General features: G+C 70.5%; 21 protein-coding genes. 10 read left to right on the forward strand and 11 right to left on the reverse strand.

Translation table 11 applies throughout. From position 1 onward, the window contains the following. Positions 1-27 precede the first annotated feature (27 nt). Both ATC03_RS09770 and ATC03_RS09775 read right to left on the reverse strand, forming a co-directional pair. Complete coding sequence (locus ATC03_RS09770; RefSeq protein ID WP_067876229.1) at positions 28-630, reverse strand: gamma carbonic anhydrase family protein; 603 nt, start codon at positions 628-630, stop codon at positions 28-30. Then, the gene (locus tag ATC03_RS09775) at positions 630-1,568 is read right to left on the reverse strand and encodes a COX15/CtaA family protein (protein WP_067876231.1); all 939 of its coding nucleotides are present in this window, start codon (positions 1,566-1,568) and stop codon (positions 630-632) included. Before ATC03_RS09775 ends, ATC03_RS09770 begins: the two co-directional genes overlap by 1 nt. Positions 1,569-1,818: 250 nt before the next feature. Between ATC03_RS09775 and sufB the strand changes: the two genes are divergently transcribed. From sufB to ATC03_RS09800, 5 genes are read left to right on the forward strand one after another with little or no spacing between them, the layout of a single operon-like run. Then, positions 1,819-3,237: a Fe-S cluster assembly protein SufB gene (gene sufB, locus ATC03_RS09780; RefSeq protein WP_067876234.1), complete on the forward strand. Its 1,419-nt coding sequence runs from the start codon at positions 1,819-1,821 to the stop codon at positions 3,235-3,237. Positions 3,238-3,251: 14 nt separating this feature from the next. Beyond that, entirely contained in the window at positions 3,252-4,436 is a 1,185-nt protein-coding gene (gene sufD, locus ATC03_RS09785; RefSeq protein ID WP_074401151.1) for a Fe-S cluster assembly protein SufD, read from the forward strand. 1 nt (position 4,437) lies between these two features. Next, positions 4,438-4,764 carry a non-heme iron oxygenase ferredoxin subunit gene (locus tag ATC03_RS09790; protein ID WP_067876237.1) on the forward strand — a complete coding sequence of 109 codons (327 nt, stop codon included), beginning with the start codon at positions 4,438-4,440 and terminating at the stop codon, positions 4,762-4,764. 50 nt (positions 4,765-4,814) lie between these two features. Further along, on the forward strand, positions 4,815-5,582 hold the full coding sequence (gene sufC, locus ATC03_RS09795) for a Fe-S cluster assembly ATPase SufC (RefSeq protein WP_067876241.1): 768 nt from the start codon (positions 4,815-4,817) through the stop codon (positions 5,580-5,582). A 20-nt stretch (positions 5,583-5,602) separates the two neighbouring features. Continuing rightward, positions 5,603-5,932 carry a metal-sulfur cluster assembly factor gene (locus ATC03_RS09800; RefSeq protein ID WP_067876244.1) on the forward strand — a complete coding sequence of 110 codons (330 nt, stop codon included), beginning with the start codon at positions 5,603-5,605 and terminating at the stop codon, positions 5,930-5,932. A 97-nt stretch (positions 5,933-6,029) separates the two neighbouring features. Here ATC03_RS09800 and ATC03_RS09805 read toward each other — a convergent pair whose 3' ends face one another. The 8 genes from ATC03_RS09805 to ATC03_RS09840 all read right to left on the reverse strand — a co-directional run bounded on the left by ATC03_RS09805 (position 6,030) and on the right by ATC03_RS09840 (position 16,700). After that, a complete protein-coding gene (locus ATC03_RS09805) occupies positions 6,030-8,069 on the reverse strand; it encodes a M3 family metallopeptidase (RefSeq protein ID WP_067876247.1) in 2,040 nt (679 codons plus the stop codon). A gap of 130 nt (positions 8,070-8,199) precedes the next feature. Beyond that, positions 8,200-8,430, reverse strand: coding sequence for a hypothetical protein (locus ATC03_RS09810; protein ID WP_067876250.1), 231 nt, complete (start codon positions 8,428-8,430; stop codon positions 8,200-8,202). Next, complete coding sequence (locus ATC03_RS09815; protein WP_067876253.1) at positions 8,430-8,876, reverse strand: GNAT family N-acetyltransferase; 447 nt, start codon at positions 8,874-8,876, stop codon at positions 8,430-8,432. The genes ATC03_RS09810 and ATC03_RS09815 overlap by 1 nt, the downstream gene beginning before the upstream one ends. A gap of 8 nt (positions 8,877-8,884) precedes the next feature. Next, positions 8,885-11,467 carry a valine--tRNA ligase gene (gene valS / locus ATC03_RS09820; protein ID WP_067876256.1) on the reverse strand — a complete coding sequence of 861 codons (2,583 nt, stop codon included), beginning with the start codon at positions 11,465-11,467 and terminating at the stop codon, positions 8,885-8,887. A gap of 68 nt (positions 11,468-11,535) precedes the next feature. Further along, positions 11,536-13,245 carry an ATP-binding cassette domain-containing protein gene (locus ATC03_RS09825; RefSeq protein WP_067876259.1) on the reverse strand — a complete coding sequence of 570 codons (1,710 nt, stop codon included), beginning with the start codon at positions 13,243-13,245 and terminating at the stop codon, positions 11,536-11,538. Then, positions 13,242-14,096, reverse strand: coding sequence for an ABC transporter permease (locus ATC03_RS09830; protein ID WP_067876262.1), 855 nt, complete (start codon positions 14,094-14,096; stop codon positions 13,242-13,244). Before ATC03_RS09830 ends, ATC03_RS09825 begins: the two co-directional genes overlap by 4 nt. Then, on the reverse strand, positions 14,093-15,043 hold the full coding sequence (locus tag ATC03_RS09835) for an ABC transporter permease (RefSeq protein ID WP_067876264.1): 951 nt from the start codon (positions 15,041-15,043) through the stop codon (positions 14,093-14,095). The genes ATC03_RS09830 and ATC03_RS09835 overlap by 4 nt, the downstream gene beginning before the upstream one ends. A 4-nt stretch (positions 15,044-15,047) precedes the next feature. After that, positions 15,048-16,700 carry an ABC transporter substrate-binding protein gene (locus tag ATC03_RS09840; RefSeq protein ID WP_067876267.1) on the reverse strand — a complete coding sequence of 551 codons (1,653 nt, stop codon included), beginning with the start codon at positions 16,698-16,700 and terminating at the stop codon, positions 15,048-15,050. A gap of 77 nt (positions 16,701-16,777) precedes the next feature. Here ATC03_RS09840 and ATC03_RS09845 point away from each other — a divergent pair, with 77 nt between their 5' ends. Continuing rightward, positions 16,778-17,407 carry a TetR/AcrR family transcriptional regulator gene (locus tag ATC03_RS09845; protein ID WP_067876271.1) on the forward strand — a complete coding sequence of 210 codons (630 nt, stop codon included), beginning with the start codon at positions 16,778-16,780 and terminating at the stop codon, positions 17,405-17,407. A gap of 56 nt (positions 17,408-17,463) precedes the next feature. On the opposite strand, the gene ATC03_RS09850 is transcribed toward ATC03_RS09845, so the two are convergent. Next, complete coding sequence (locus tag ATC03_RS09850; protein ID WP_067876274.1) at positions 17,464-18,957, reverse strand: GH1 family beta-glucosidase; 1,494 nt, start codon at positions 18,955-18,957, stop codon at positions 17,464-17,466. 340 nt (positions 18,958-19,297) lie between these two features. Here ATC03_RS09850 and ileS point away from each other — a divergent pair, with 340 nt between their 5' ends. From ileS to ndk, 4 genes are read left to right on the forward strand one after another with little or no spacing between them, the layout of a single operon-like run. Further along, entirely contained in the window at positions 19,298-22,600 is a 3,303-nt protein-coding gene (ileS, locus tag ATC03_RS09855; RefSeq protein WP_067876278.1) for an isoleucine--tRNA ligase, read from the forward strand. Next, positions 22,597-24,129: a bifunctional folylpolyglutamate synthase/dihydrofolate synthase gene (locus ATC03_RS09860; protein ID WP_084003409.1), complete on the forward strand. Its 1,533-nt coding sequence runs from the start codon at positions 22,597-22,599 to the stop codon at positions 24,127-24,129. The genes ileS and ATC03_RS09860 overlap by 4 nt, the downstream gene beginning before the upstream one ends. Further along, on the forward strand, positions 24,126-24,596 hold the full coding sequence (locus ATC03_RS09865; RefSeq protein WP_161490333.1) for a DUF4233 domain-containing protein: 471 nt from the start codon (positions 24,126-24,128) through the stop codon (positions 24,594-24,596). The genes ATC03_RS09860 and ATC03_RS09865 overlap by 4 nt, the downstream gene beginning before the upstream one ends. Continuing rightward, positions 24,593-25,015 (forward strand): nucleoside-diphosphate kinase, encoded by a 423-nt coding sequence (gene ndk / locus ATC03_RS09870; RefSeq protein WP_067876282.1) that lies wholly within the window; start codon positions 24,593-24,595, stop codon positions 25,013-25,015. The genes ATC03_RS09865 and ndk overlap by 4 nt, the downstream gene beginning before the upstream one ends. Positions 25,016-25,091: the final 76 nt, after the last annotated feature.

A 25,091-nucleotide genomic window follows, 5' to 3' on the forward strand; every position in this document is an offset into this window, starting at 1 on the left:
CTCGTCGTCGGGCGTGCGGATGTCGCGTCACTGTCGCTCGTCGAGGATCACGTCGTCGTCGTGGGCGGCGTAGAACGCCGACTGCCGGCGTAGGATCTCGGCCGGGCCGTCGTCGCGCGTGACGCCGTAGACGGTGCCCGGAAAGTCGAGCGTGCGCTGCACCGCCCAGATCTCGTCGTGCCGGTCGGGACTGAACAACTGCGCCGGCGTGCCGACGGCGACCCACCCGATCGGGACCACGGCCGCGGGGTCGAGCGTGGTGTTCACGTGCACGACGGCGTTCACGCGCACCTCGGCGCCAGCTCCGACGACGCCGCCGGGGAACACCGCGGCACCGGTCGCGATGAAGGCCTCGTCGCCGATCGTCGCGCCGTTGACGTGGGCGTGCGGGCCGATCATGACGTGAGCGCCGACGATCGCCGGATGCCCCGCGCGGCCGCGGATGACGGCATGCTCGAGCACGACGGTCTCGGCGCCGATGCGCACTTGGCCGTCCTCGCCGGTGAGCACGGCGCCGTGCAGGATGCGCGCGCCGGCCTCGACGACGACGTCGCCGGAGATCACCGCCCCGGGCGCCACCGTGGCATCGGGCGAGATGAACGGCTCGCGGCCACGATGGCGGACGAGCATCAGCGCGCTGCCGCCTCGACCGGGGAGTCGGTCGCCGCGGCATCCGTCGCCACCGGGCGCCTGAGGTGCAGGATCACGACGGTCATCGTGGCGGCGAGGAGCGCGGCGAGCACCATGTGCACGCCCACGGCGAGCGGCGGGAGGCCGTTGCGCGCCTGGTAGAGGCCGATGAGGATCTGCACGAGCTCGACGCCGAGCAGCACGAGCGCCCAGCGGAGCGTCGGGAGCTTCTTGATCCAGGCGCCGATCACGAGCGCGATGGTCAGCGCGAACATCGCGTATCCGGGCCACGCGTGGATGTGCTCGAGCACCTCGGCGTCGAACCCGTTGCGCCCCGCCTCCGCGTCGCCCGAGTGCGGGCCCGCGCCGGTGGTGAGGATGCCGAAGAGGATCGAGATCGCGAGCACGGCGCTCGTCGCGTGGGCGAGGCCGAGGTACCAGCCGGGCACGGCGCGTTCGCGCGGCCCCGGGGAGGCATCCATGCGCACCAGGAAGGCCGCGGCGACGCAGACGAGGGTGAGCGAGGTCACGTAGTGGAACCCGACGATGAACGGATTCAGGCCGGTCCACACCGTGATGCCGCCGACGAGGGCCTGCGCGATGATGCCGGCGCCGACGATGAACGAGAGAGTGAACAGGTCGGGACGTTCGGCGCGGAGGCGCCACACGAGCACGAAGAGGATCAACGCGACGATGCCCACCACGCCCGTCATGAGCCGGTTGCCGAACTCGATGAGCGAGTGGTACGTGAGCTCCTCGGTCGGCACGAGGGAACCCGGCGTGCACGTCGGCCAGGTCGGGCAGCCGAGGCCCGAGCCGGTCAGGCGCACGGCACCGCCCGTGGCGATGATCATCGTCTGGGCGATGAAGGAGAGCCACGCGAAGATGCGGATGCGGCGGTCGACGTGCTGGGGGAGCCACGCGGTGAAGCGGTTCACGCTGGGAGTCCTGCTCCGGGTCGGCCTGTGACGGCACTGGGAGTACGGACCAGTGCGCGGCGCGACCCTATAGACTTGGGTGGTTGGGGAATCCCGCGAGGCGCGCGAGAACGCGCGATGCGGTACCCGACCATCTTAGGTTTGCATAGACGCCACCCGCACATCATCACCATCTCCACGAGCGCCTCGACTCACGAGAGGCGATGGGCCGGCCTGATAGCCGGTTGCACGGGAGGAGAAGAGGGAGAGCATGACGGACGTACTGATCGATCGCCCGGAACTGGAAGGACTCGGCACGTACGAGTTCGGCTGGTCCGACTCCGACGCCGCCGGGGCATCCGCCCGACGCGGCATCTCGCCGGAGGTCGTCGCCGACATCTCCGCGCTGAAGAGCGAACCCGAGTGGATGCTGCAGCGCCGCCAGCGCGCCCTGCAACTCTTCGAGCGCAAGCCCATGCCGACCTGGGGCGCCGATCTCTCGGAGATCGACTTCGACAACATCAAGTACTTCGTGCGCTCGACCGAGAAGCAGGCCCAGACCTGGGAAGACCTGCCCGACGACATCAAGAACACCTACGAGAAGCTCGGCATCCCCGAGGCCGAGCGCCAGCGGCTCGTCGCCGGCGTCGCCGCGCAGTACGAGTCCGAGGTGGTCTACCACCAGATCAACGAAGAGCTCGAGCGCCAGGGCGTCATCTTCATGGACACCGACACCGCACTGAAGGAGCACCCCGAGTTCTTCGAGGAGTACTTCGGCACCGTGATCCCGGCCGGCGACAACAAGTTCGCCGCGCTGAACACGGCCGTGTGGTCGGGCGGCTCGTTCGTCTACGTGCCGCCCGGCGTTCACGTCGAGATCCCGCTGCAGGCCTACTTCCGCATCAACACCGAGAACATGGGCCAGTTCGAGCGAACGCTGATCATCGCCGACGAGGGCAGCTACGTGCACTACATCGAGGGCTGCACGGCGCCGATCTACAAGTCGGACTCGCTGCACTCGGCCGTCGTCGAGATCATCGTGAAGAAGAACGCGCGCGTTCGCTACACGACGATCCAGAACTGGTCGAACAACGTCTACAACCTCGTCACGAAGCGTGCCACCGCGGCCGAAGGCGCCACGATGGAGTGGGTCGACGGCAACATCGGCTCGAAGGTCACGATGAAGTACCCGTCGATCTTCCTCATGGGCGAGCACGCCAAGGGCGAGACGCTCTCGGTCGCCTTCGCCGGCCCCGGCCAGCACCAGGACGCCGGCGCGAAGATGATCCACATGGCGCCGTACACGCAGTCGTCGATCGTCTCGAAGTCGATCGCCCGCGGCGGCGGCCGCGCCGGCTACCGCGGCGAGGTCCGCATCGACGCCAACGCGCACCACTCGGCGAACAGCGTCGTCTGCGACGCGCTGCTCGTCGACACGATCTCGCGGTCCGACACGTACCCCGCGATCGACATCCGCGTCGACGACGTGAAGCTCGGCCACGAGGCGACCGTCTCGAAGGTCAGCGAGGAGCAGCTCTTCTACCTGATGAGCCGCGGCATCGACGAGACCGAGGCCATGTCGATGATCGTGCGCGGGTTCATCGAGCCGATCGCCCGCGAACTCCCCATGGAGTACGCGATGGAACTCAACAAGCTCATCGAGATGGGCATGGAAGGATCGGTGGGCTAGTAGTGACCGCCCAGATGACCAGCACCGCACCGGGATCATCGCATTCGGCCACCGAAGGACAGCACGGCCTCGTCGCGCACTCCGACGGCGCCTTCGTGCCCGTGCAGACGCGCTCCGAGCGCTTCCGCTCGGTGAACGTCGAGGACTTCGACCCCGTGCACGGCCGCGAACGCGAGTGGAAGCTCTCACCCGTCGCCGCCTTCGCCGACCTCACCGGCGGTGAGCTCGACGGCAGCCGTCTCGGCCTCGCCGCCGAGCCCGTCGAGGGCGTCGAGCTCTCCTGGATCCCGCGCGGCGACGACCGCATCGGCCGCGCCGGCATCCCCGAGGAGCGCGCATCGGCCAACGCCTGGAGCTCGTTCGACGAGGCCCTGCTCGTGCGCGTGACCGGCGACGACGAGAAGGTCGCGGTCATCACCCGCACCGGCCTCGGCGATGCGCCGCGCGCAGCCCACACCGTGATCGAGATCGCGCCGAACAGCCGCGGCCTCGTCGTGCTCGCCGGCGAAGGCGAAGCCCGCCTCTCCGAGAACGTCGAGATCGTCGTCGGCGAGGGCGCCTCCCTCACGGTCGTCTCGCTCCAGGAGTGGGGCGACGAGGCGGTGCACCTCGGCAGCCACTTCGCCCGCATCGGCCGCGACGCGTTCCTCAAGCACATCGTCGTCTCGCTCGGCGGCAAGGTCGTGCGCGTCAACCCGTCGACCCACCTCGCCGAGCAGGGCGCCGACATCGAGGCCCTCGGCCTCTACTTCGCCGACGCCGGACAGCACCTCGAGCAGCAGGTCTTCGTGCACCACGACGCACCGCACACCCGCAGCCGCGTGACCTACAAGGGTGCACTGCAGGGCGCGGGCGCGCGCACCGTCTGGGTCGGCGACGTGCTGATCGCACAGACCGCACCGGGCACCGACAGCTACGAGCAGAACCGCAACCTCGTGCTCACCGACGGAACGCGCGCCGACTCGGTGCCGAACCTCGAGATCGAGACGGGCGACATCGAGGGCGCCGGACACGCGAGTGCCACCGGTCGCTTCGACGACGAGCAGCTGTTCTACCTGATGGCCCGCGGCATCACCGAGGCCGAGGCGCGCCGACTCGTCGTGCGCGGCTTCCTCACCGAGATCGTCCAGAAGATCGGCTCGGCCGAGCTCGAGGAGCGGCTCATCGCCGCACTCGAGGCTGAGCTGGAAGGGCGCTGACGTGGCATCCGTTCGAGTCTGCTCGGTGGCCGACCTCGCTGAGAACGAGGCCTCGCGCTTCGTGCTCGAGGGCGTGCCCATCGCGGTCGTCAAGGACTCCGCGGGCGACGTGTTCGCCATCGGCGACGTCTGCACGCACGGCGACATCTCCCTCTCCGAGGGCTTCGTCGAGGACGACACCTTGGAGTGCTGGGCGCACGGGTCGAAGTTCTCGCTGAAGACCGGCAAGCCGCTCACGCTCCCCGCCTACGAACCCGTGCCCGTCTACCAGGTGCAGATCACCGACGGCGACGTGCACATCGACCCCGCGGTCACCCTGGCCGTCTGAATCAGTTTCCGGCCCGTGCGGCCGATCAACGAAAGAGAATCCTCAACACCATGTCCGTGCTCGAGATCAAGAACCTGCATGTCAACGTCGAGACCGACCAGGGAACCCGCGAGATCCTCCGCGGCGTCGACCTCGTCATCAACGAGGGCGAGATCCACGCCATCATGGGCCCGAACGGCTCCGGCAAGTCGACGCTGGCCTACACGATCGCCGGCCACCCCAAGTACAACGTCGTCGAGGGCGAGATCCTGCTCGACGGCGAGAACGTGCTCGAGATGAGCGTCGACGAGCGTGCGCGCGTCGGCCTGTTCCTCGCGATGCAGTACCCGGTCGAGATCCCCGGCGTGACCGTCACGAACTTCCTCCGCACCGCGAAGACCGCGATCGACGGCGAAGCCCCGTCGGTGCGCACGTGGGTCAAGGACGTCCGCGAGTCGATGAAGAACCTCAAGATGGACAAGGCGTTCGCCGAGCGCAACGTCAACGAGGGCTTCTCGGGCGGCGAGAAGAAGCGCAATGAGATCCTCCAGCTCGAGCTGCTCAAGCCGAAGTTCGCGGTGCTCGACGAGACCGACTCCGGCCTCGACGTCGACGCGCTGAAGATCGTCTCCGAGGGCGTCAACCGCGCGAAGGCCAACACCGGCCTCGGCGTGCTGCTGATCACCCACTACACGCGCATCCTGCGCTACATCAAGCCCGACTTCGTGCACGTGTTCGTCGCGGGTCGCATCGCCGAGCAGGGCGGCCCCGAGCTCGCCGACCGACTCGAAGAAGAGGGCTACGACCGGTACCAGGTCGCCGAGTCGGCGGCCGAGTAGGCACAGGTAGAATCCCGATCATGGCCACCTCACTCGCACCAGAGCGCTACGACGAGGTTCAAGAGGCGCTGAAGGACGTCGTCGACCCCGAACTCGGCGTCAACGTCGTCGACCTCGGCCTCATCTACGACCTCGGCTGGGATGACGAGAACAACGCGCTGATCATCCATATGACGCTCACGAGCGCCGGCTGCCCGCTCACCGACGTGCTCGAGGAGCAGACCGCCGAGGCGCTCGACGGGGTCGTCGAGGCGTTCCGCATCAACTGGGTGTGGATGCCGCCGTGGGGCCCCGAGCGCATCACCGACGACGGGCGCGACATGATGCGCGCGCTCGGCTTCGCCATCTGAGGCGCTTCGCCACTCGATTCACGGATGCCCCGTGCAGCTCGCCTGCACGGGGCATCCGCCGTTGCAGCGGGGTCCGGCCCCCGAGTTGCTCGACCCCTCAGCCGAGCCCACGGCGAGCCAGCAGCGGGGCGATCGACACGTCGCGTCCGAGCAGCGCCCTGATCGACTCCCGCGGATCACGGGAGCCACCCGGTGCCAGGATCTCGCGCCGGAACCGGTCGCCGTTCTCGCGGGTCGCACCACCGTTGGCTTCGAACCACGCCATGATGTCGGCGCCGGGCACCTCGCTCCAGATGTACGAGTAGTAGCCCGCGTCGTACCCGCCCGCGAACACGTGCGCGAAGTACGTGCTCGCGTAGCGCGGCGGCACGAGCGGATGCGCGAGGCCCGCCGTCGCGAGTGCCTCGGCCTCGAACGCCGCCACGTCGTCGACCGCGGATCCGGGCCGCAGCCCATGCCACGCCTGGTCGAGCGCGGCCGCGGCGAGGTACTCGGCGGTGGAGAAGCCCGACTCGACACCCGCGGTCGCCTGCAGCCGTTCGGCGAGGTGCTGCGGCATCCGCTCGCCCGTCTCGTGGTGCACGGCGAAGTTCGCGAGGATCTCGGGGCGGATGAGCCACAGCTCGTTCACCTGGCTCGGCAACTCGACGAAGTCGCGGAACACCCGGGTGCCGGACTGCGACGGGAACCGCGTTCGCGCGAGGAGCCCGTGCAACGCGTGCCCGAACTCGTGGAAGAGCGTGCCGGCCTCGTCGAACGTGAGCAGCGTCGGCTCGCCCTCGGCGGGCTTCGGGATGTTCAGGTTGTTGACCACGACCGGCAGCAGGCCCGTGAGCTCGGATTGCTCGACGAGGGAACTCATCCAGGCGCCGCCGCGCTTGGAGTCGCGCGTGTAGGGGTCGAGCAGGTAGAGCCCGACCTGCGCGCCGTCCTCCTCGAAGACCTCGTAGACGCGCGTGTCGGGGTGGTAGCCGATGAGGTCGGGGCGGGAGGCGAAACGCAACCCGTAGAGCAGTGCCGCCGCATGGAACACCCCGTCGACGAGCACGCGTTCGAACTCGAGGTACCGACGCACCTCCGCCGGGTCGAGGGCGTCGCGCTCGGCCGAGACGTGCTCGGCGAGCAGCGCCCAGTCGGATGCCTCGACCGACCGGGCTCCGATGCTCACCGCCAGCGCGGCGAGCTCGTCGCGTTCGCGCTCGACGTTGCGCATCGCGGGCGCGGTGAGTTCGGAGAGGAGGGCGGCGACCGCCTCCGGGCTGCCGGCCGTCTGCCCGGCGGTCACGGCCGCGGCGTGCGAGGCGAACCCGAGCAGGCCGGCACGCTCGGCGCGCAGCCGGACGATCTCGAGGAGGGTCTCCCGCGTATCGTGTGATCCGCCGCGAATGCCTCGGGCACGCGAGGCGGCGAGCAGGTCGTCGCGGGTCGCGTCGTCGGTGAGCGAGGCGAGCGCAGGCTGCCCGGTCGGCAGCACGAGCGTCAGGAGCCAACCATCGAGGCCGCGCGCCTCGGCGGACGCACGTGCGGCCGAGATCGCGCCCGCGTCGAGGCCCGCGAGGCGCAGCTCATCGGTCACGTGGAGCGCGAGGTCGTTCGTATCGGCGAGCAGGTGCTGCTGGAACGCGGTCGTGAGCACCGACAGGCGTTCGTTCACCTCGCCGAGCCGCGCCCTGCTGACGTCGTCGAGCGCCGTTCCCGCGAGCAGCGCCTCGTGATGCGCGCGCTCGACGAGATATCGCTCGTCGGGTGCGAGATCGAGCTCGTCTCGACGGTCGAAGATCTGCCGGATGCGGGCGAACAGCCGTTGATCGAGGCTGATGGCGTCGCGGTGGGCCGCCAGCAGGGGAGCGAATCGGGCGTCGAGCGCCTCGAGTTCCTCGTCGGTGTCGGCCGAGCTCGCGTTCTCGAAGACCGCGAGCACCCGGTCGAGCGCGAGCGCCGACCGCTCGAGCGGCAGCATCGTGTTCTGGAACGTCGGCTCGGCCGGATCGCTCGCGATCGCCTCGATGTCGCGCCGCTGGCCGGCCATCGCCTGCTCGAGCGCCTCCGCGTAGTGCTCGGCACGGATGAGGCCGAACAGCGGGAGCGCGTAGGGGAGCGGGCTCGGTTCGATCAGCGGGTTCGTGACGGCATCCATCAGGCGACCCTACCGGCAGGGCGTCCGAGGATGAACGCCACCGGCCCCCGGCGGACCCCTGCGCTCGCACACCTGGCCCACAACGCAGGGCCGCAAGACGTGATCATCGCGCGCGGCTGAGCCGATCAGCTCACCACTCGTCGGTGTCGGCCTCGTCGCTGTGCGGCTCGATCACGCCCGCGAGCGTGACCCGGGTGCCGTCGTCGAGTTCGGCGATCGGTCGCCCCTCGAGCCAGGTCAGCGTCCAGTGGCCCGCGGCATCCGCTCGCGCGGCCTCGAGCGCGGCGATCTGCTCGCGCAGTTCCGCCGGTACCGAGACCGGCGGCTGCGCGCCGAACGCCCACCGGGTTCCGAGCTGCATCAGGCGTGCATCTCGTAGGTGACCCAACTCGTTCGGGTCGCGACCTCGTCGTAGATGCGCTGCGCGTACTCGTTGTCGGCCGCGGTGATCCACGAGACCCCGGCCGAGCCGATCTCGGCGGCACGGGCGTGCACGTACTCGATCAGCGAACGGCCGAGCCCCGAACCGCGTGCCTCGTCGGCGACGTACAGGTCGTCGAGGTACATGCCCTTCGTGGCCGACAGGCTGTCGGGAACCACGCGGTAGTGCACGAGCCCGACGGGCTTGCCCTCATCGTCGACCGCGAACGCCGCCTGCAGCGGGTCGTGCTCATCGCGGATCCAGTTCCAGACGATGAGCGCCTTGGCGTCGTCGAGCTCGGTCTCGTAGAACCGGCAGTACGCCTCGAACAATGGCAGCCAGCCGAAGAAGTCCTCTTCGGTGGAAGGTCGGATCTCGTGTGTCATGGGCCCCCCTAAGCCTCGGGCGTTTCAAGTTCGATGTCGCGGACCTCGAAGTCGTCGCCTTCGACGAACGAGAGCTCTGCGATGCGCCCCACCGCACGCAGGTCCGATGCGACGGCCGTGAGCAGAGCCACGGTCGCTGCGGGTGCGGCGATGACCGCACGGGTGACGGGTGTCTTCTGCGATGCCTTCGCGGCGGTCTTCGCACGACGGATGCCGGTCAGCGCGAGACTCGAGACCACGAGCAGCTCGGTTCCGGCTTCGCCGCGGGCGGCGAGCTCGTCGGGCGTCGGCCAGGCCGCGTGGTGCACCGAGCCCTCGTTGGACCAGCTCCAGACCTCTTCGGTCGCGAACGGGATCACGGGCGCGAAGAGGCGCAGCAGCACCGAGAGCGCGGTCTTGAGTGCGGCGACGGCGGACGCCTGCTCGGCGCTGGGCTCGCCGTAGGCGCGCTCCTTCACGAGCTCGAGGTAGTCGTCGCAGAACGTCCAGAAGAAGGTCTCGGAGAGCTCGAGCGCACGCGCGTGGTCGTAGGACTCGAGCGACTTCGTGGCCTTCGCGACGACCTCGGCGAGCTCGGCGAGCATGCTGCGATCGACGGGCTCGGTGACGGCGGCATCCGCTGCGCCCTCGAATCCGAGGATGAACTTCGCGGCGTTCAGCACCTTGATGGCGAGGCGTCGGCCGATCTTCACCTGCGTCGGGTTCTGCGGGTCGAACGACGCATCGGTGCCGAGGCGCGAGGACGCGGCCCAGTAGCGCACCGCGTCGGAGCCGTGCTGTTCGAGCAGGCCCGCCGGGGTCACGACGTTGCCCTTCGACTTCGACATCTTCTTGCGGTCGGGGTCGACGATGAAGCCCGAGATCGCCGCGTTCGCCCAAGGAGCCGAGCCGTGCTCGAGCTCGGCGCGGAGCGTGGAGCTGAACAGCCAGGTGCGGATGATGTCCTGGCCCTGCGGACGCAGCGAGTACGGGTAGACGAGGTCGAAGAGCTCGGGGTCGCGCTCCCAGCCGCCCGCGAGCTGAGGGGTCAGCGACGAGGTCGCCCACGTGTCCATGACGTCGTGCTCGCCGATGAAGCCGCCGGGTGCGCCGCGCTGGGCCTCGTCGAAACCGGGCGCGGGCGCCGACGACGGGTCGACGGGCAGGAGGTCGCGCGTGGCGACGATGGGCTCGTCGAACTTCGGGTCGCCGGCCTCGTCGAGGGGGTACCACACCGGGATCGGCACGCCGAAGAAGCGCTGGCGCGACACGAGCCAGTCGCCCGAGAGGCCGCCGACCCAGTTCTCGTAGCGCACGCGCATGAAGTCGGGGTGCCAGTCGATGCCGCGGCCGTGCTCGAGCAGGCGTTCCTTGAGGCCGGCGTCGCGGGCCCCGTTGCTGATGTACCACTGGCGCGTGGAGACGATCTCGAGCGGGCGGTCGCCCTTCTCGAAGAACTTCACGGGGTGGGTGATCGCCTTCGGCTCGCCGAGCAGGTCGCCCGAGGCGCGAAGCAGGTCGACGACGGCCTGCTTGGCCGAGAACGCGGTCTTGCCGGCGATCTCGGCGAACGCGGCGCGGCCGGCTTCGCTCGTGATGGCGTCGGGGGCGTCGGCGACGATGCGGCCGTCGAAGCCCATGATCGCGCGGTTCGGCAGGTCGAGTTCGCGCCACCAGACGACGTCGGTGACGTCGCCGAAGGTGCAGATCATGGCGATGCCGGTGCCCTTGTCCTTCTGGGCGAGGTGGTGCGCGAGCACGGGCACCTCGACGCCGAACACGGGGCTCGTGACGGTCGTGCCGAAGAGCGGCTGGTAGCGCTCGTCGTCGGGGTGCGCGACGAGGGCGACGCACGCCGCGATGAGCTCGGGGCGGCTCGTCTCGATCTCGATCGTGCCGCCGTCGGGACGGTGGAACGACACGCGGTGGTAGTGGCCGGGCTGCTCGCGGTCTTCGAGCTCGGCCTGGGCGACGGCCGTGCGGAACGTGACGTCCCACAGGGTGGGCGCGAGCGCCTGGTAGGCCTCGCCGCGCTCGACGTTGCGCACGAAGGCGAGCTGCGAGGTGAAGATCGCCTCGTCGGCGATGGTGCGGTAGCTCTGCTTCCAGTCGACCGAGAGGCCGAGCGTGCGCCAGAGCGCCTCGAACTGCTTCTCGTCTTCGACCGTGAGGCGCTCGCACAGCTCGATGAAGTTGCGGCGGCTGATGGGCTTCTGGTCCGCCGCCTTGGTCGACTTGCCGTCGCCGCCCTCGAACGGCGGCACGAAGCCGGCCTCGTAGGGGAGGGTGGGGTCGCAGCGCACGCCGTAGTAGTTCTGCACACGGCGCTCGGTGGGCAGGCCGTTGTCGTCCCAGCCCATCGGGTAGAACACGTGGCGGCCGCGCATGCGCTGGAATCGCGCCATGACGTCGGTGTGCGTGTACGAGAACACGTGGCCGATGTGCAGCGAACCGGAGGCCGTGGGCGGAGGCGTGTCGATCGAGTAGATCGTCTCGCGGGTGGCATCTGCGCGGGGGAAGTCGTAGACCCCGTCGCGCTCCCATGCGTCGGCCCAGTCCGTTTCGAGCCCTTCGAGGGCGGGCTTGTCGGGAATGCGCGACGTGTCGGTCATGATGCTCCGGTTCGATATCGGCGGCACCGAGTCAATGGTGAGGTGCCTGAATGTGAGAACGCTCAAGCCTAGCGGAACCCGGCCGACCCATCGCCGCGCACGAGCCGCGGCGAGTCCCTGATCAGCGCCGCGGTGACCTCCTGCTCCGGCGCGGTGAACACGCGCTCGGCGTCGCCCTGCTCGACGATGCGGCCGCCTCGCATGACCGCCACGGTGTCGCTCATGTGGCGGATCACGCCGAGGTCGTGCGAGATGAAGAGCATCGCGAGGCCGTGCTCGCGCTGGATCTCGTCGAACAGGTCGAGCACGCGCGCCTGCACGGTCGCGTCGAGTGCCGAGACGGGTTCGTCGCACACGAGCACGTCGGGGGACCCGGCCAGGGCGCGGGCGATGGCCACGCGCTGGCGCTGGCCTCCCGAGAGGGCGAGCGGATGCCGCGGCGCGGCGTCGGCCGGCACGTGCACCTGGTCGAGCAGGGCCGTGACCGCGGCATCCGACGCCTCGCGTTCCGCGGCGGCGAGGGCGTCTCCGAGGATCCGTCGCACACTCCAGCGGGGGTCGAACGAGCCGAACGCGTCCTGGTAGACGGCGCCGACGCGTGCCCGTCGGCTGCGACGGTCGCGTTCGGGCAGCGGGGACCAGGGCTCCCCGCCGAGCCGCACCTCGCCGGCGTCGGGCACGACGAGACCGAGGGCCAGGCGCGCGAGGGTGGTCTTGCCCGAACCCGATTCGCCGACGAGGCCGAGGGTTCGGCCCGCGTCGACGCGGAACGAGACGTCCTGCACCGCATGCGTGGTGCCCGCGCCTGCGGGGAACGACTTCAAGAGGGCGAGGCCCTCGAGGGCCGGCACCGGCGGAAGGGCCTGCGCGGGATCTCGCGGTGCATCCGGCCCGGGCGAGGATGAGTCCGCCTGCGATGCGGTCGTCGCAGCCTCGGGGTCGAGCGGGCGATCCCGAACGACGAGCCGCACCCCGCGCGGCACCTCGGTCGGCACAGCCTCGATCAGGGCGCGCGTGACCGGATGCCGCGGCGCGCCGAGGATCTCGGCCGTCGGCCCGTGCTCGACCACGACGCCGTCGTCGAGCACGATCACCGTGTCGGCGATGCGTGAGACGACGGCGAGGTCGTGACTGATGAGCAGCACGCCGGTGCCGCGGGACCGGGCCTCGTCGAGCAGTGCGAGCACGCGGGCCTGCACGCCGACGTCGAGCGCGGTCGTCGGTTCGTCGGCGATGAGCAGCGGCGGGTCGAGGGCGAGCGCGGAGGCGATCAACGCCCGTTGGCGCATTCCGCCTGAGAGCTCGCCCGAACGCCGGTCGACGGTGATCGTGGGATGCGGCATGCCGACGAGTTCGAGCAGTTCGATCGCCCTGGCGCGGGCGGCGGCGTGCGACATCCGTCGATGGATGCGGAGCGGATCGCCGATCTCGCGGCCGATCGACCGCAGCGGATCGAGCGACACGAGCGCATCCTGCAGCACGAGCCCGACGCCGACGCCGCGCGTTCGACGCCACTCGCGCTCGCTCGCGTCGCGGCGGTCGGAGCCGGCGACGATGAGGCGATCGGCCCGCACTCGCGCGCCCCCGCCGGCGAGGCCCAGCAGCGCGCGCGCCGTGACGGACTTGCCCGACCCCGACTCGCCGACGATCGCGACGCACGTGCCGGCCTCGACGGTGAGGTCGACGCCGTGCACGACCTCCACGGCGCCGCGCGCATCTCGCCCGGCGCCGCCGAAGCTCACCGAGAGCCCACGGACCTCGAGCACCGGGGCGGTCATGGGCGGGCCCCGTCCCTCGCGGCGAGCGCGCGGCCGAGCACCGTGGTCGTGATGGTCGTGAGCACGATCATGAGGCCGGGGAACACGGTGAGCCACCAGGCCGTCGTGATGTACGTGCGGCCCGCCGAGAGCATCGCACCCCACTCGGGCGCCGGCGGCTGCGCGCCGAGGCCGAGGTAACTGAGCGCCGACGCCCACACCACGGCCTGGCCGATGCCGAGCGTGGCGAGCACGACGATGGGCGCGAGGGCGTTGGGCAGGATGTGCCGCACCAGGACGCGCGCGCGGCCGTGACCGAGCACGCGCGCGGCCTCGACGTACCCCGACGAGCGCACGGTCACGAGCTCGCCGCGGATGATGCGCGCGTACCCGGGGGCCGTCGACAGCCCGACGGCGATCGTCGCGGTCACGGGTCCCGGCCCCCAGAGCACGATGATGAGCAGCGCGAGCAGGATGCCGGGGAATGCGAACAGCACTTCGTTGACGCGGCCGACGACGAAGTCGAGCACGCGACCGCCGAGTCCCGCGAGCCCGCCGAGCAGCAGGCCGAGCGCGAGTCCGATGGCGGTCGCGCTGACGCCGATGAGCAGCGACGTCGCGGTGCCCTCGATCACGCGGCTGTAGACATCGCGCCCCGACTCGTCGGTGCCGAACCAATGCGAGGCCGAGGGCGGTTCGAACGCCTCGCGGGGTGCGATCGCGAGCGGGTCGGCGGTCTGCAGCAGCCCGGGAGCGATGGTGGCGACGCCGAGGAAGGCGACGAAGGCGAGTGCCAGGACGGTGCCCGCGCGCGGCGGCCGGGGCAGTGCGCGCCCCTGCACGGCGCGATTGGAGAGTTCGAGGTCGCTCATGCACGTTCCTCGAGGGCGATGCGCGGGTCGACCGCGCGTGAGACGAGGTCGGTCAGCACGGTCATCGCCACATACACCACCGCTACGACGAGCACGACGCCGATCACGACCGGCACGTCGCGCAGTTCGGTCGCCCGCAGCAGCGTGCGCCCGAGGCCCGGCCTGGCGAAGATCGTCTCGACGACGACCGCTCCAGAGATGAGGTACCCGATCGCCCAACCCGACAGGTTCACGGCGGGCAGGGCGGCGTGCCGCAGGGCGTGGCGGAGCCGGATACCGGCGGCGGTCTCTCCACGCGCGAGCGCGGAGGTCGTGAACGGCTGCTCGAGGGCCTCGAGCATCTGCTCGCGCATGAGCTGCGCGAGGAACCCGGCGAGCGGCACGGCCAGGGTGAGCACCGGCAGCACGAGACCCGAGGCGGAGTCGTTCGCGACCGGAGGCAGCCAGCCGAGCGAGGTCGAGAACACGGCGATGAGCACGGTCGCGAGCCAGAAGTGGGGGAGGGCGGCCGCGGTCAGCTCGATGCCCGCGGCGATCGCGCGCCCGATGCGCCCGGCCGACGTCGACCAGAGTGCGAGGCCGATGGCGAACCCCCAAGCGACCGCGAGCGCCAGCAGCGCGAGGGTCAGCGTGCCGAGGAGTTGCCCGCCGATCAGCTCGGCGACCGGGGTCTTCAGCGCGTACGAGTCGCCGAGGTCGAGGGTCGCGAGCCGGGCGAGCATCGCCAGGTACTGCACCGCGAGCGGCTGGTCGAGCCCGTAGTCGGCGCGCACCCGGTCGAGGGCCTCCTGCGACGCCTGGGATCCGGGGCCGCCGAGGATCGCCTGCGCGGGGTCGCCCGGCACGAGGTGGACCGCGAAGAAGGTCAGGGTCGCGACGGCCCAGAGCACGAACACCGCTCCGGCGAGTCGCAGGGCGACCCGCCGGAGCGTTCGGCTTCGAGGCATCCGCTCAGTCTGCCAGCCAGGCGTCGGCGAAGGTCGGCGTCGACACGGTCGGCATCGCACGCACGCCCTCGAGCTTGGGCGAGTGCAGGAAGTGGTTCTGCTGGTCGTAGAGCGGCAGGGCGTAGAAACCGCCGAGGATGATCTGCTGCGCCTGCTCGTAGAGCGAGGCCCGCGCATCGGGGTCGGATTCGGATGCCGCCTCGGTCAGCAGCGCGTCGAGCTCGGGGTCGTCGAGCTGGGCGAGGTTGGCGAAGTACCCGCTGGGGGCGGGCGTGATCGAGTCGGAGTGGTACAGGATCCGCAGCACGTCGGGGCCGACCTTCGTGTAGGGAGCGCTGACGGCCTCGTACTCGTTCGCGAAGAGGGCGCCGTACCAGCCGGAGAGGTCGAGCGGTTCGAGCTGCACGTCGAACCCGGCCTCCTTCGCGGTGGCCTGGATCTGCTCGAAGAGCGACTGCTCTGCGGGGATCGACTGGTTCGTCGACACCGGGAAGCGCACGGTGAGCGGCACGCCGCCCTTCGAACGGATGCCGTCGGCATCGCGCTCGGTCCAGCCCGCCTCGTCGAGCAGGGCGTTCGCCGCGTCGAGGTCGGTGTCGAAGAGCGCCCCATCGGAGTAGGCGAGCGGCTCGACGCTCGAGAGCACCGAGTACGAGCGCTCGGCGGTGCCGAAGAAGAGCGAGTCGATGCCGTCGTTCACGTCGGCCGCGCGGATGAACGCCTCGCGGACGCGCACATCGTCGAACGGCGCCTGACCGGAGTTCAGCTCGATGCGGTTCGACGCACCAGGGCGCGGGGCGTCGATCTCGACGAGCGAGCCGGACTTCGCGGCCTGGTCGAGGGTGTCGGGCTGGGCGTTGTCGATGACGTCGACCTCACCGGCCTGCAGTGCGGCGTAGCGCGACGCCGAATCGGGGATGAACCGCCACTCGATGCCGTCGAGGTAGGCGGCGCCGTCGTGGGCCCGGTCGGCGGGCCCGGTGTTGTAGTCGTCGTTGCGCACGAGTGACACGTGATCCTGGGGAACCCACTCGTCGACGATGAACGGCCCGGTGCCGATCGGGGCGAGGCAGTTCTCCTCCATGCCGCGGGCGATGCCCGCGGGCGACTCGATGGCGTTCCACGGCTGCGTGAGCGACTCGAGCAGTGCACTGTCGGGCGCGCTGAGGTGGAAGCGCGCGACCGTGTCGTTCACGACCTCGACCGAGTCGACCTTGCCCAGCGCGAGGTAGCCGGTGGAGGACTGCGTGTCGGGGTTCTTCAGATGCTCGACGTTGACCTTCACCGCCTCGGCGTTCAGCGGTGTGCCGTCGGTGAAGGAGACGTCGTCGCGCAGCGTGAAGTCCCACGTGAGGCCGTCGTCGGTCACGGTCCACTCGGTCGCGAGCCACGGGATGACCTCGCCCGACTCGTCGAGCGACACGAGCGACTCGAGGAACTGCCCGACGATGAGCGCCTGGGGGTAGTTGCCGCCGACGTGCGGGTCGAGGCAGCTCGGCTCGCCGTCGCCCGACGCGTACACGAGCGTGCCGCCGGTGACGGGATCGCCGGATGACTCGGGCGAATCACCCGCGGGGGTGCAGCCCGCGAGCACGAGCGCGCTCGCTGCGGCGAGCGCGGCGAGGGTGAGTGGGCGGATGCTGCGACGCGACGTCATGCGGACGTGACTCCTCTGGGTGATGCGGCGTGGGGGAGCGGATCAAGAGGTTTTCGTACTCGGTCCATAATGAGTGTATGACGGATTCCGACGACCACGGCACGCGCCCCCGCGGAGGCCGCCCGCGTGCCTCGTCGCGCCGGACCCTCGAAGACGCCGCGAGCGAACTGTTCCTCGAGCAGGGGTACGCCGGCACGACCATCGACCAGATCGCGCACCGCGCGGGCGTCGGCCGAAACACCTTCTTCAACTACTTCGCGTCGAAGTCCGACCTGCTCTGGCTCGATGCCGACGAGACGATCGCGGCGCTGCCCACGATCATCGAGGAGACTCCGGCAGCTCTCGCGCCGTCCGAGGGACTCGAGCACGTGCTCGTGGCGCTCGCCGCGCGGCATCCGCACGGCGCCGTGCCGATCGCCCTCAGCCAGCGCGAGCCCATGGCCACCTCCGACGAGTTCTTCTCGGCCGGGCTCAGCCGCTACCTCGCGGTCTCCCGCGAGCTCGCCGGATTCGTCGCGGCCAGTGCCGGAGCCGGAGCCGATCCGACGCTCATCCGGGCCGCCGCGAACGCCGCCACGGCGTCCGCGGCCACGGCCGCCGGCGGCTGGGCGCTCGCCGGCGTGGAACGCGGCGATCTCGCCGCCGAGGTGGCGCGCGCGGTCGCACCCGTGTGCCGCGGGTTCGCGCCGGTCCTCGATGCTCCCTGACACCCGACGGCCCCGGCTCCCTGGTGCGCCTCGACCCGCGTCGGCCTCGACCCGCGTCAGGCCGGCGACACCGCGTTCGCGGCGATGACGTCGGAGAAGAACCCGGCGCTGGCCTTCGGCATCCGCTCCTGCGTCGTGAAGTCGACCGCGACGATGCCCCAGCGCTGCGCGTAGCCCTCGGCCCACTCGAAGTTGTCGAGGAGCGACCACACGAAGTGCCCGATGAGCGGCACGCCGTCGTCGATGGCTCTCGCAGCCTGCTGGAAGTGGGTGCGCAGGTAGTCCACGCGGTACGGGTCGTCGATCGTGACGGCCGGCAACGGGTCGGGCATGCCGTTCTCGGTGATCAGGATCGGGATCGGAGGGTAGTCGTCGCGCAGGCGGGTGAGGACGTCGTAGAGGCCCTCGGCCCGGATCTGCTGCCAGGTCGCGGCCGAGGTCGGCGCGATCTCGACGGTGTTGCCGTTCGGATCCACGCCCGTCACGCCGTAGTACTGGATCGCGAGCAGGTCGCACGGTTCCGAGATCACCTCGAGGTCGCCGGGAAGCTGCAGCGCCTCGAATGCCGTCGCGTCGGCGGGCAGGGAGCCCGGGTACGGGCCGATCGCGTCGGACGGATAGCTGCCGAGCAGCACGGGGTCGAGGAAGAGCCGGTTCTCGCTCGCGTCGACGCGCTCGGCACCGCCGGTGGCATCCGGATCCGTCGGGTACGCGGGCAGCAGGTTCAGCGCGATGCCGATGCGACCCTTCGCACGGGAGGCCCGGAAGGCCTGCACCGCGAGTCCGTGCGCGAGCAGCTGGTGGTGCACGGCGGCCGCCGCGGCATCCGGATCGGTGAGCCCGGGGGCATGCACGCCGAACCAGTGGCCGACGAACGCGTGGGTCTTCGCCTCGTTGATCGTGAACCAGTCGGCCTCGACGTCGCCGAACGCGTCGAAGGCGATGCGCGCGTACTCGGCGAACCGCGCCGCCGTCTCGCGGTTCCGCCAGCCGCCGGCGTCCTGCAGCGCCTGCGGGAGGTCCCAGTGGAACAGCGTGATCGCCGGGCGGATGCCGCGGCGCACGAGCGCCTCGACGAGCGCTCGGTAGTGGTCGACGCCCGCCTGGTTCACCGGGCCCGACCCGGTCGGCTGGATGCGCGACCACGAGATCGAGAAGCGGTACGCGCCCACGCCGAGATCGCTCATGAGGTCGGCGTCGGACTCGTACCTGCGGTACTGGTCGGCACCCGGCTCGCCGTTCGCGCCGCCCCTGATGTTGCGCTTCACCGCGGCGAAGGTGTCCCAGATGGACGGCCCGCGTCCGTCGACGTCCGTCGCGCCCTCGGCCTGGTACGCGCTGGTGGCCGTGCCCCAGACGTAGTCCGGCGGAAACGGCATCGGATCGGCGGGTGGCTTCCACGGCGCGGGCGCGGCCGCCGAGGTCGCGGAGCCGGCCGGGTCGGGCTGCGCGGTGCACGCGGCGAGGGCGACGGCGATCGCGGAACCGCCGAGGGCGATGAATCCGCGGCGCGCGAGCGTGGTCGCCGGGAGTGCGGGGTGGTCGGTCATCGGCGCTCCGGAGTTCGTCGTCGAAGTCGTCCGCCACGAAGGCGGTGCGTCGGATCCAGCCGTGAGAGCGCTCTCATGGCCGTTCGAGAGCCTATCGCGACCCCGCGACGCGTACAATCGTGTGACAGACATCGATCCGGCCATCACCGGGGAGTCTTCGGAAGAACGCGAACGGATGCCACGGCCGCCGCTCGTCAGTAGAGCCGAACGGGTCGGCCCGTCACAGCCGTTCAGAGAGGTCGCACGGCGCAGGTCGGGCGACAAGCGAGGTGGTACCGCGGCGGCGGCTCGACGAGCATCCGGCGTCCTCGTGCAAGCTTCGCTCACCCAAGGAGCCCGCGTGTACCCGCGTACCCCCGACGAGAACGGCGTCGCCGCGTCGCCCGACTTCCCCGCTGGCGAGCGCGACGTGCTCGCGTACTGGAACGCCGACGGCACCTTCCAGGCGTCCATCGACCAGCGCGAGGGCTCGCCCGAGTGGGTCTTCTACGACGGCCCGCCGTTCGCGAACGGCCTTCCGCACTACGGCCATCTCCTCACCGGGTACGCGAAAGACGTGTTCCCTCGCTTCCAGACCATGCGCGGCAAGCAGGTGCACCGCCGATTCGGCTGGGACACGCACGGACTGCCCGCCGAGCTCGAGGCCGAGCGCCAGCTCGGCATCACCGACAAGGCGCAGATCGAGGAGATGGGCATCGCCGCCTTCAACGAGGCCGCACGCTCATCGGTGCTCCGCTACACCAAGGAGTGGCAGGAGTACGTCACGCGCTCGGCCCGCTGGGTCGACTTCGACAACGACTACAAGACGCTCGACACGACCTACATGGAGTCCGTGATCTGGGCGTTCAAGCAGCTGCACGAGAAGGGCCTCGCCTACGAGGGCCACCGCGTGCTGCCGTACTGCTGGCGCGACCAGACACCGCTGTCCAACCACGAGCTGCGCATGGACGACGACGTCTACAAGATGCGACAAGACCAGACGGTCACCGTGACGTTCCCGCTCACGGGCGCGAAGGCCGAGGCGCTCGGCCTCACCGCCGTGCGCGCCCTCGCCTGGACGACGACGCCCTGGACCCTTCCCACGAACTTCGCCCTCGCCGTCGGGCCCGACATCGAGTACGCCGTGGTGCCCGCGGGGCCCAACGGCACGCCCGACGCCACGGTGCTCCGCGAGAAGGCGGCGGGCGCGGCATCCGACACCGAGGTGCTGGGCGGCGAGTACCTGATCGCCGTCGACCTGCTCGGCGGCTACGCGAAGGACCTGGGGTACGAGTCGGCCGACGACGCGCGCGCCGCGGTCTCGCGCACGGTGCGCGGCGCCGAGCTCGAGGGCGTCACCTACGACCGCCTCTTCGACTACTACGCCGACGTCGAGACCTACGGCGTGCAGAACGCCTGGCAGATCCTCGTCGCCGACTACGTCACCACTGAAGACGGCACGGGCATCGTGCACCAGGCGCCCGCCTACGGCGAGGAGGACCAGAAGATCGGCGAAGCGGCCGGCATCCCCGTCATCCTCTCGCTCGACGAGGGCGGCCGCTTCAAGGCCGAGGTGACGGATGTCGCGGGCGAGCTGTGGAGCGACGCGAACAAGCCGCTCACGCAGCTGCTCAAGGCCGAGGGCCGCCTGCTCCGCCAGGCGAGCTACGAGCACTCGTACCCGCACTGCTGGCGCTGCCGCAACCCGCTGATCTACAAAGCCGTCTCGAGCTGGTTCATCCGGGTGCCCGATTTCCGCGACCGCATGGGCGAGCTCAACCAGGAGATCACCTGGGTGCCCGAGAACGTCAAGGACGGCCAGTTCGGCAAGTGGGTCGCGGGCGCGCGCGACTGGTCGGTCAGCCGCAACCGCTACTTCGGCTCGCCGATCCCCGTCTGGAAGAGCGACGACCCCGAGTACCCGCGCGTCGACGTCTACGGCTCGCTCGAGGAGATCGAGCGCGACTTCGGGCGACTGCCGCTGAACGCGGCGGGGGAGCCCGACCTGCACCGGCCCTACATCGACGACCTCACGCGGCCAAACCCCGACGACCCCACGGGCCGTTCGACGATGCGCCGCATCCCCGACGTGCTCGACGTCTGGTTCGACTCCGGCTCGATGCCGTTCGCGCAGGTGCACTACCCGTTCGAGAACCGCGAGTGGTTCGACACGCACCACCCCGCCGACTTCATCGTCGAGTACATCGGGCAGACCCGCGGCTGGTTCTACGTGATGCACGTGCTGTCGACCGCGATCTTCGACCGCCCCGCCTACAAGAACGTCATCAGCCACGGCATCGTGCTCGGCAGCGACGGGCAGAAGATGTCCAAGTCGCTGCGCAACTACCCCGACGTCTCCGAGGTCTTCGACCGCGACGGCTCCGACGCGATGCGCTGGTTCCTGATGTCGAGCCCGGTGCTGCGCGGCGGCAACCTCATCGTCACCGAGGAGGGCATCCGCGAGGGCGTCCGCCAGGTCATGCTGCCGCTCTGGAGCACCTGGTACTTCTTCTCGCTCTACGCCAACTCGGCGCGCGAGGGCGGCTACGAGGCATCCGCCCGCACCGACTCGACCGACGTGCTCGACCGGTACCTCTTCGCGAAGCTGCGCGATCTGGTGACCGGGGTGACCGCCGACCTCGAGCACCTCGACTCGACCCTCGCCTCGGCGAAGCTCCGCGACTTCGCCGACGTGCTCACGAACTGGTACGTGCGACGCTCGCGCGACCGGTTCTGGGTCGGAGTCGCCGACGACGCGGTTTCGAGCGAGGCGTTCGACACGCTGCACACGGTGCTCGAGACGTTCACGCGCCTCGCCGCCCCGCTGCTGCCGCTCACGAGCGAGCAGGTCTGGCGCGGGCTCACGGGCGGTCGCAGTGTGCACCTGACCGACTGGCCGGAGGCCGCGCAGTTCCCGGCCGACGACGCGCTCGTCGCCGCCATGGACGCCGTGCGCGAGATCAGCGGCTCGGTGCTCGCGCTCCGCAAGCAGGCCGGTCGCCGGGTGCGGCTGCCGCTCGCGTCGCTCACGGTCGTGACGACGGATGCCGCGGCGCTGGCGCCGTTCGAGTCGATCCTGCGCGACGAGCTCAACGTCAAGGCGGTCGAGCTCGTCGAACTCGACGCCTCGAGCGCCGAGGCCTACGGCGTGACGAAGCGGCTCAGTGTCAACGCGCGCGCCGCCGGACCCCGTCTCGGCAAGACCGTGCAGCAGGCGATCCAGGCGGCCCGCTCGGGCGACTGGAGCGTCGACGGCGAGACCGTCGTCGCCGGTGGCATCGCGCTCGAACCCGGCGAGTACGACCTCGTGCTCGAGGCCGGGGGTGCCGGCTCGCGTGCGCTCGCACTGCTCGCCGACGGCGGATTCGCGATCCTCGACACCGAGACCACGCCCGAACTCGAGGCCGAGGGCATCGCACGCGACCTGGTCCGTGCCGTGCAGGAGGCCCGCAAGGGCGCCGGACTCGAGGTGGGCGACCGCATCGCGCTGACGCTGAACCTCGACCCGACCTCGCTCGCCGCCGCGATCACGCACCGTGACCTCATCACGGGCGAGACGCTGGCCTCGACCCTCGACCTCGTCGAGCTCGACGTCGAGGCCGTCGCCGGCCTCGCGCCGCTCGCCGGCGGAACGAAGGTCGTCATCGGATTGGAGCAGGCATGACCGACGCACCCGACCAGACGCCCGACCCCGATGACGAGCGGTTCGACTCCGACGAGCCGTTCGATGCGCGATTCGACGCGCGCGAGGCGCTCGACGCACTCGGCCTGTCCGACGACGACGCATCGACTCCCGAGGTCGTCGGCGGCGACGCGACCGACCGCGACGACGACGAGTTCGACCCCGAGGCCCGCGACGCCGCCGATGCCGTCTACGCAGCACTGCTCGAACGCGTCGGAGAGGGGGCACCGCGCCCACGGCTCGAGCCCACGCGACGCGCGGTCGAGCTGCTCGGCGACCCGCATCGCTCGGCGCCCGTGATCCACCTCACCGGCACCAACGGCAAGACCTCCACGAGCCGCATGATCGAGAGCCTCCTGCGCGCCTCCGGACTGCGCACCGGCCTCCTCACGAGCCCGCACCTCGAGCGCTTCACCGAGCGCATCCGCATCGACGGCGAGTCGATCCGCGACGAGGCGCTCGCCCGCAACTGGGAGGAGATCGAGCCGTTCATCGCGATCGTCGACGCCGAGCTCGAGGGCTCCGGCGAGTCGCCCCTGACCTTCTTCGAGGCGTTCACGGTGCTCGCGTTCGCGTGCTTCGCCGACGCGCCGGTCGACGTCATGGTGCTCGAGGTCGGCATGGGCGGCGAATGGGACTCCACGAACGTCGCCGACGGCCAGGTGGCCGTGATCACGCCCATCGACCTCGATCACCAGAGCCGTCTCGGCAAGGACGTCGTCGAGATCGCGCGCACGAAGTCCGGCATCATCAAGCCGTCCGCCGCGGTCGTGTCGGCCCGACAGCGCGACGAGGTGCTGAAGGTGCTCGAGAACGCGGCCGACCTCACCGAGTCGACCCTCGCCGTCGAGGACGACGCGTTCGCCGTCATCTCCACGACGGTCGCCGTCGGCGGCCAGCTCGTCTCGATCCGCGGGCTCGCCGGCTCGTACCACGACCTCGCACTGCCGCTCTTCGGCAGCCACCAGGCCCAGAACGCCGCCGTCGCGGTGGCTGCCGTCGAGGCCTTCATCGGCAGCGGGAGCGTCCGGCTCGCCGACGAGGTCGTCGAGGTCGGCCTCGGCACGGTCACCTCGCCGGGCCGACTGCAGATCGTCGGCTCCGGCCCGACCGTCATCGTGGATGCCGCGCACAACCCGCACGGCGCCCGCTCGCTCGTCGCCTCGATCCGGGAGTCGTTCGACTTCGAGGAGCTCGTCGTCGTGCTCGGCGTGCTCGGCGACAAGGACGCGTCCGGCATCGTCGACGTGCTCGCGGGTCTCGACGCGCAGTTCATCGTCACGACGCCCGAATCCGATCGCGCCACCGATGCCGACCAGCTGGCCGGCATCGTCGCGGCGAAGGTCGGTGCCGACCGGGTGACCGTGATCGACGGCGTCGACGATGCGCTCGACGAGGCGCGCGACTGGGCCGGTGACGGCGACCGGCGCGCCGTCATCGTCACGGGCTCCGTCGTCCTCGTCGGCGACGCCATCCGGATCGCCGCCGACCGCGGATGGAGCGCGCGATGAGCCTGCCCGCCGACCCCGAGGTGCCCGCGGACCGGAACCCCGATGAGACCGCTCCCGAGACGCAGGCGGTTGCCGCGACATCCGCCCCCCGTTCGGTGCGCGCGAGCCTCGCCTCGATCGTGCTCGGCTTCGAACTGATCGTCGTGTTCCTCGCGGCGCTCGTGATCTGGGGCCTCACGCCCGAGTCCGGGAGCGCCTTCGGGCTGCCGCGCTGGGCGCCGCTCGTCGCCGGGGGCGTCGTGATCGTGCTCATGATCGCCACGATCGGACTGCTGCGACACCGCTGGGCGTACCTGCTCGGCTGGATCACGCAGGCGCTCATCCTCCTCGCCGGCTTCCTGAACCCCGGGATGTTCTTCATCGGAGCACTCTTCGGCGGCATCTGGGCGTACTGCATGATCGTCGGCGAACGCATCGACCGAGAGAAGGCGGCGGCCGTCGCCGCCTACCGAAAGGAACTGGAATGACCACCGCAATCGAAGAGACCCTCGTGCTCGTCAAGCCCGACGGCGTCGCCCGCAACCTGACCGGTGAGATCCTGCGCCGCATCGAGGCGAAGGGATACTCGCTCGTCGACATCCGCCTCGTCCAAGCCGACCGCGAGCTCCTCGCGAAGCACTACGCCGAGCACGAGGGCAAGCCCTTCTACGAGCCCCTCGTCGAGTTCATGGAGTCCGGCCCCGTCGTGGCGATCCGCGTCGCCGGCAACCGCGTGATCGAGGGCTTCCGCTCGCTCGCCGGCACCACCGACCCGACCACCGCCGCTCCCGGCACCATCCGCGGCGATTTCGGCCGCGACTGGGGTCTCAAGGTTCAGCAGAACCTCGTGCACGGCTCCGACTCGGTCGAGTCCGCCGAGCGCGAGCTCTCGCTCTGGTTCGCCTGACCCGCGAACGGTCGAGGGGCCGCCGCCCATGAATGACGGATGCCGCGTCGACGCACTTCGCGTCGACGCGGCATCC

The sequence above is a fragment of the Agromyces aureus genome (assembly GCF_001660485.1).
GTDB lineage: Bacteria > Actinomycetota > Actinomycetes > Actinomycetales > Microbacteriaceae > Agromyces > Agromyces aureus.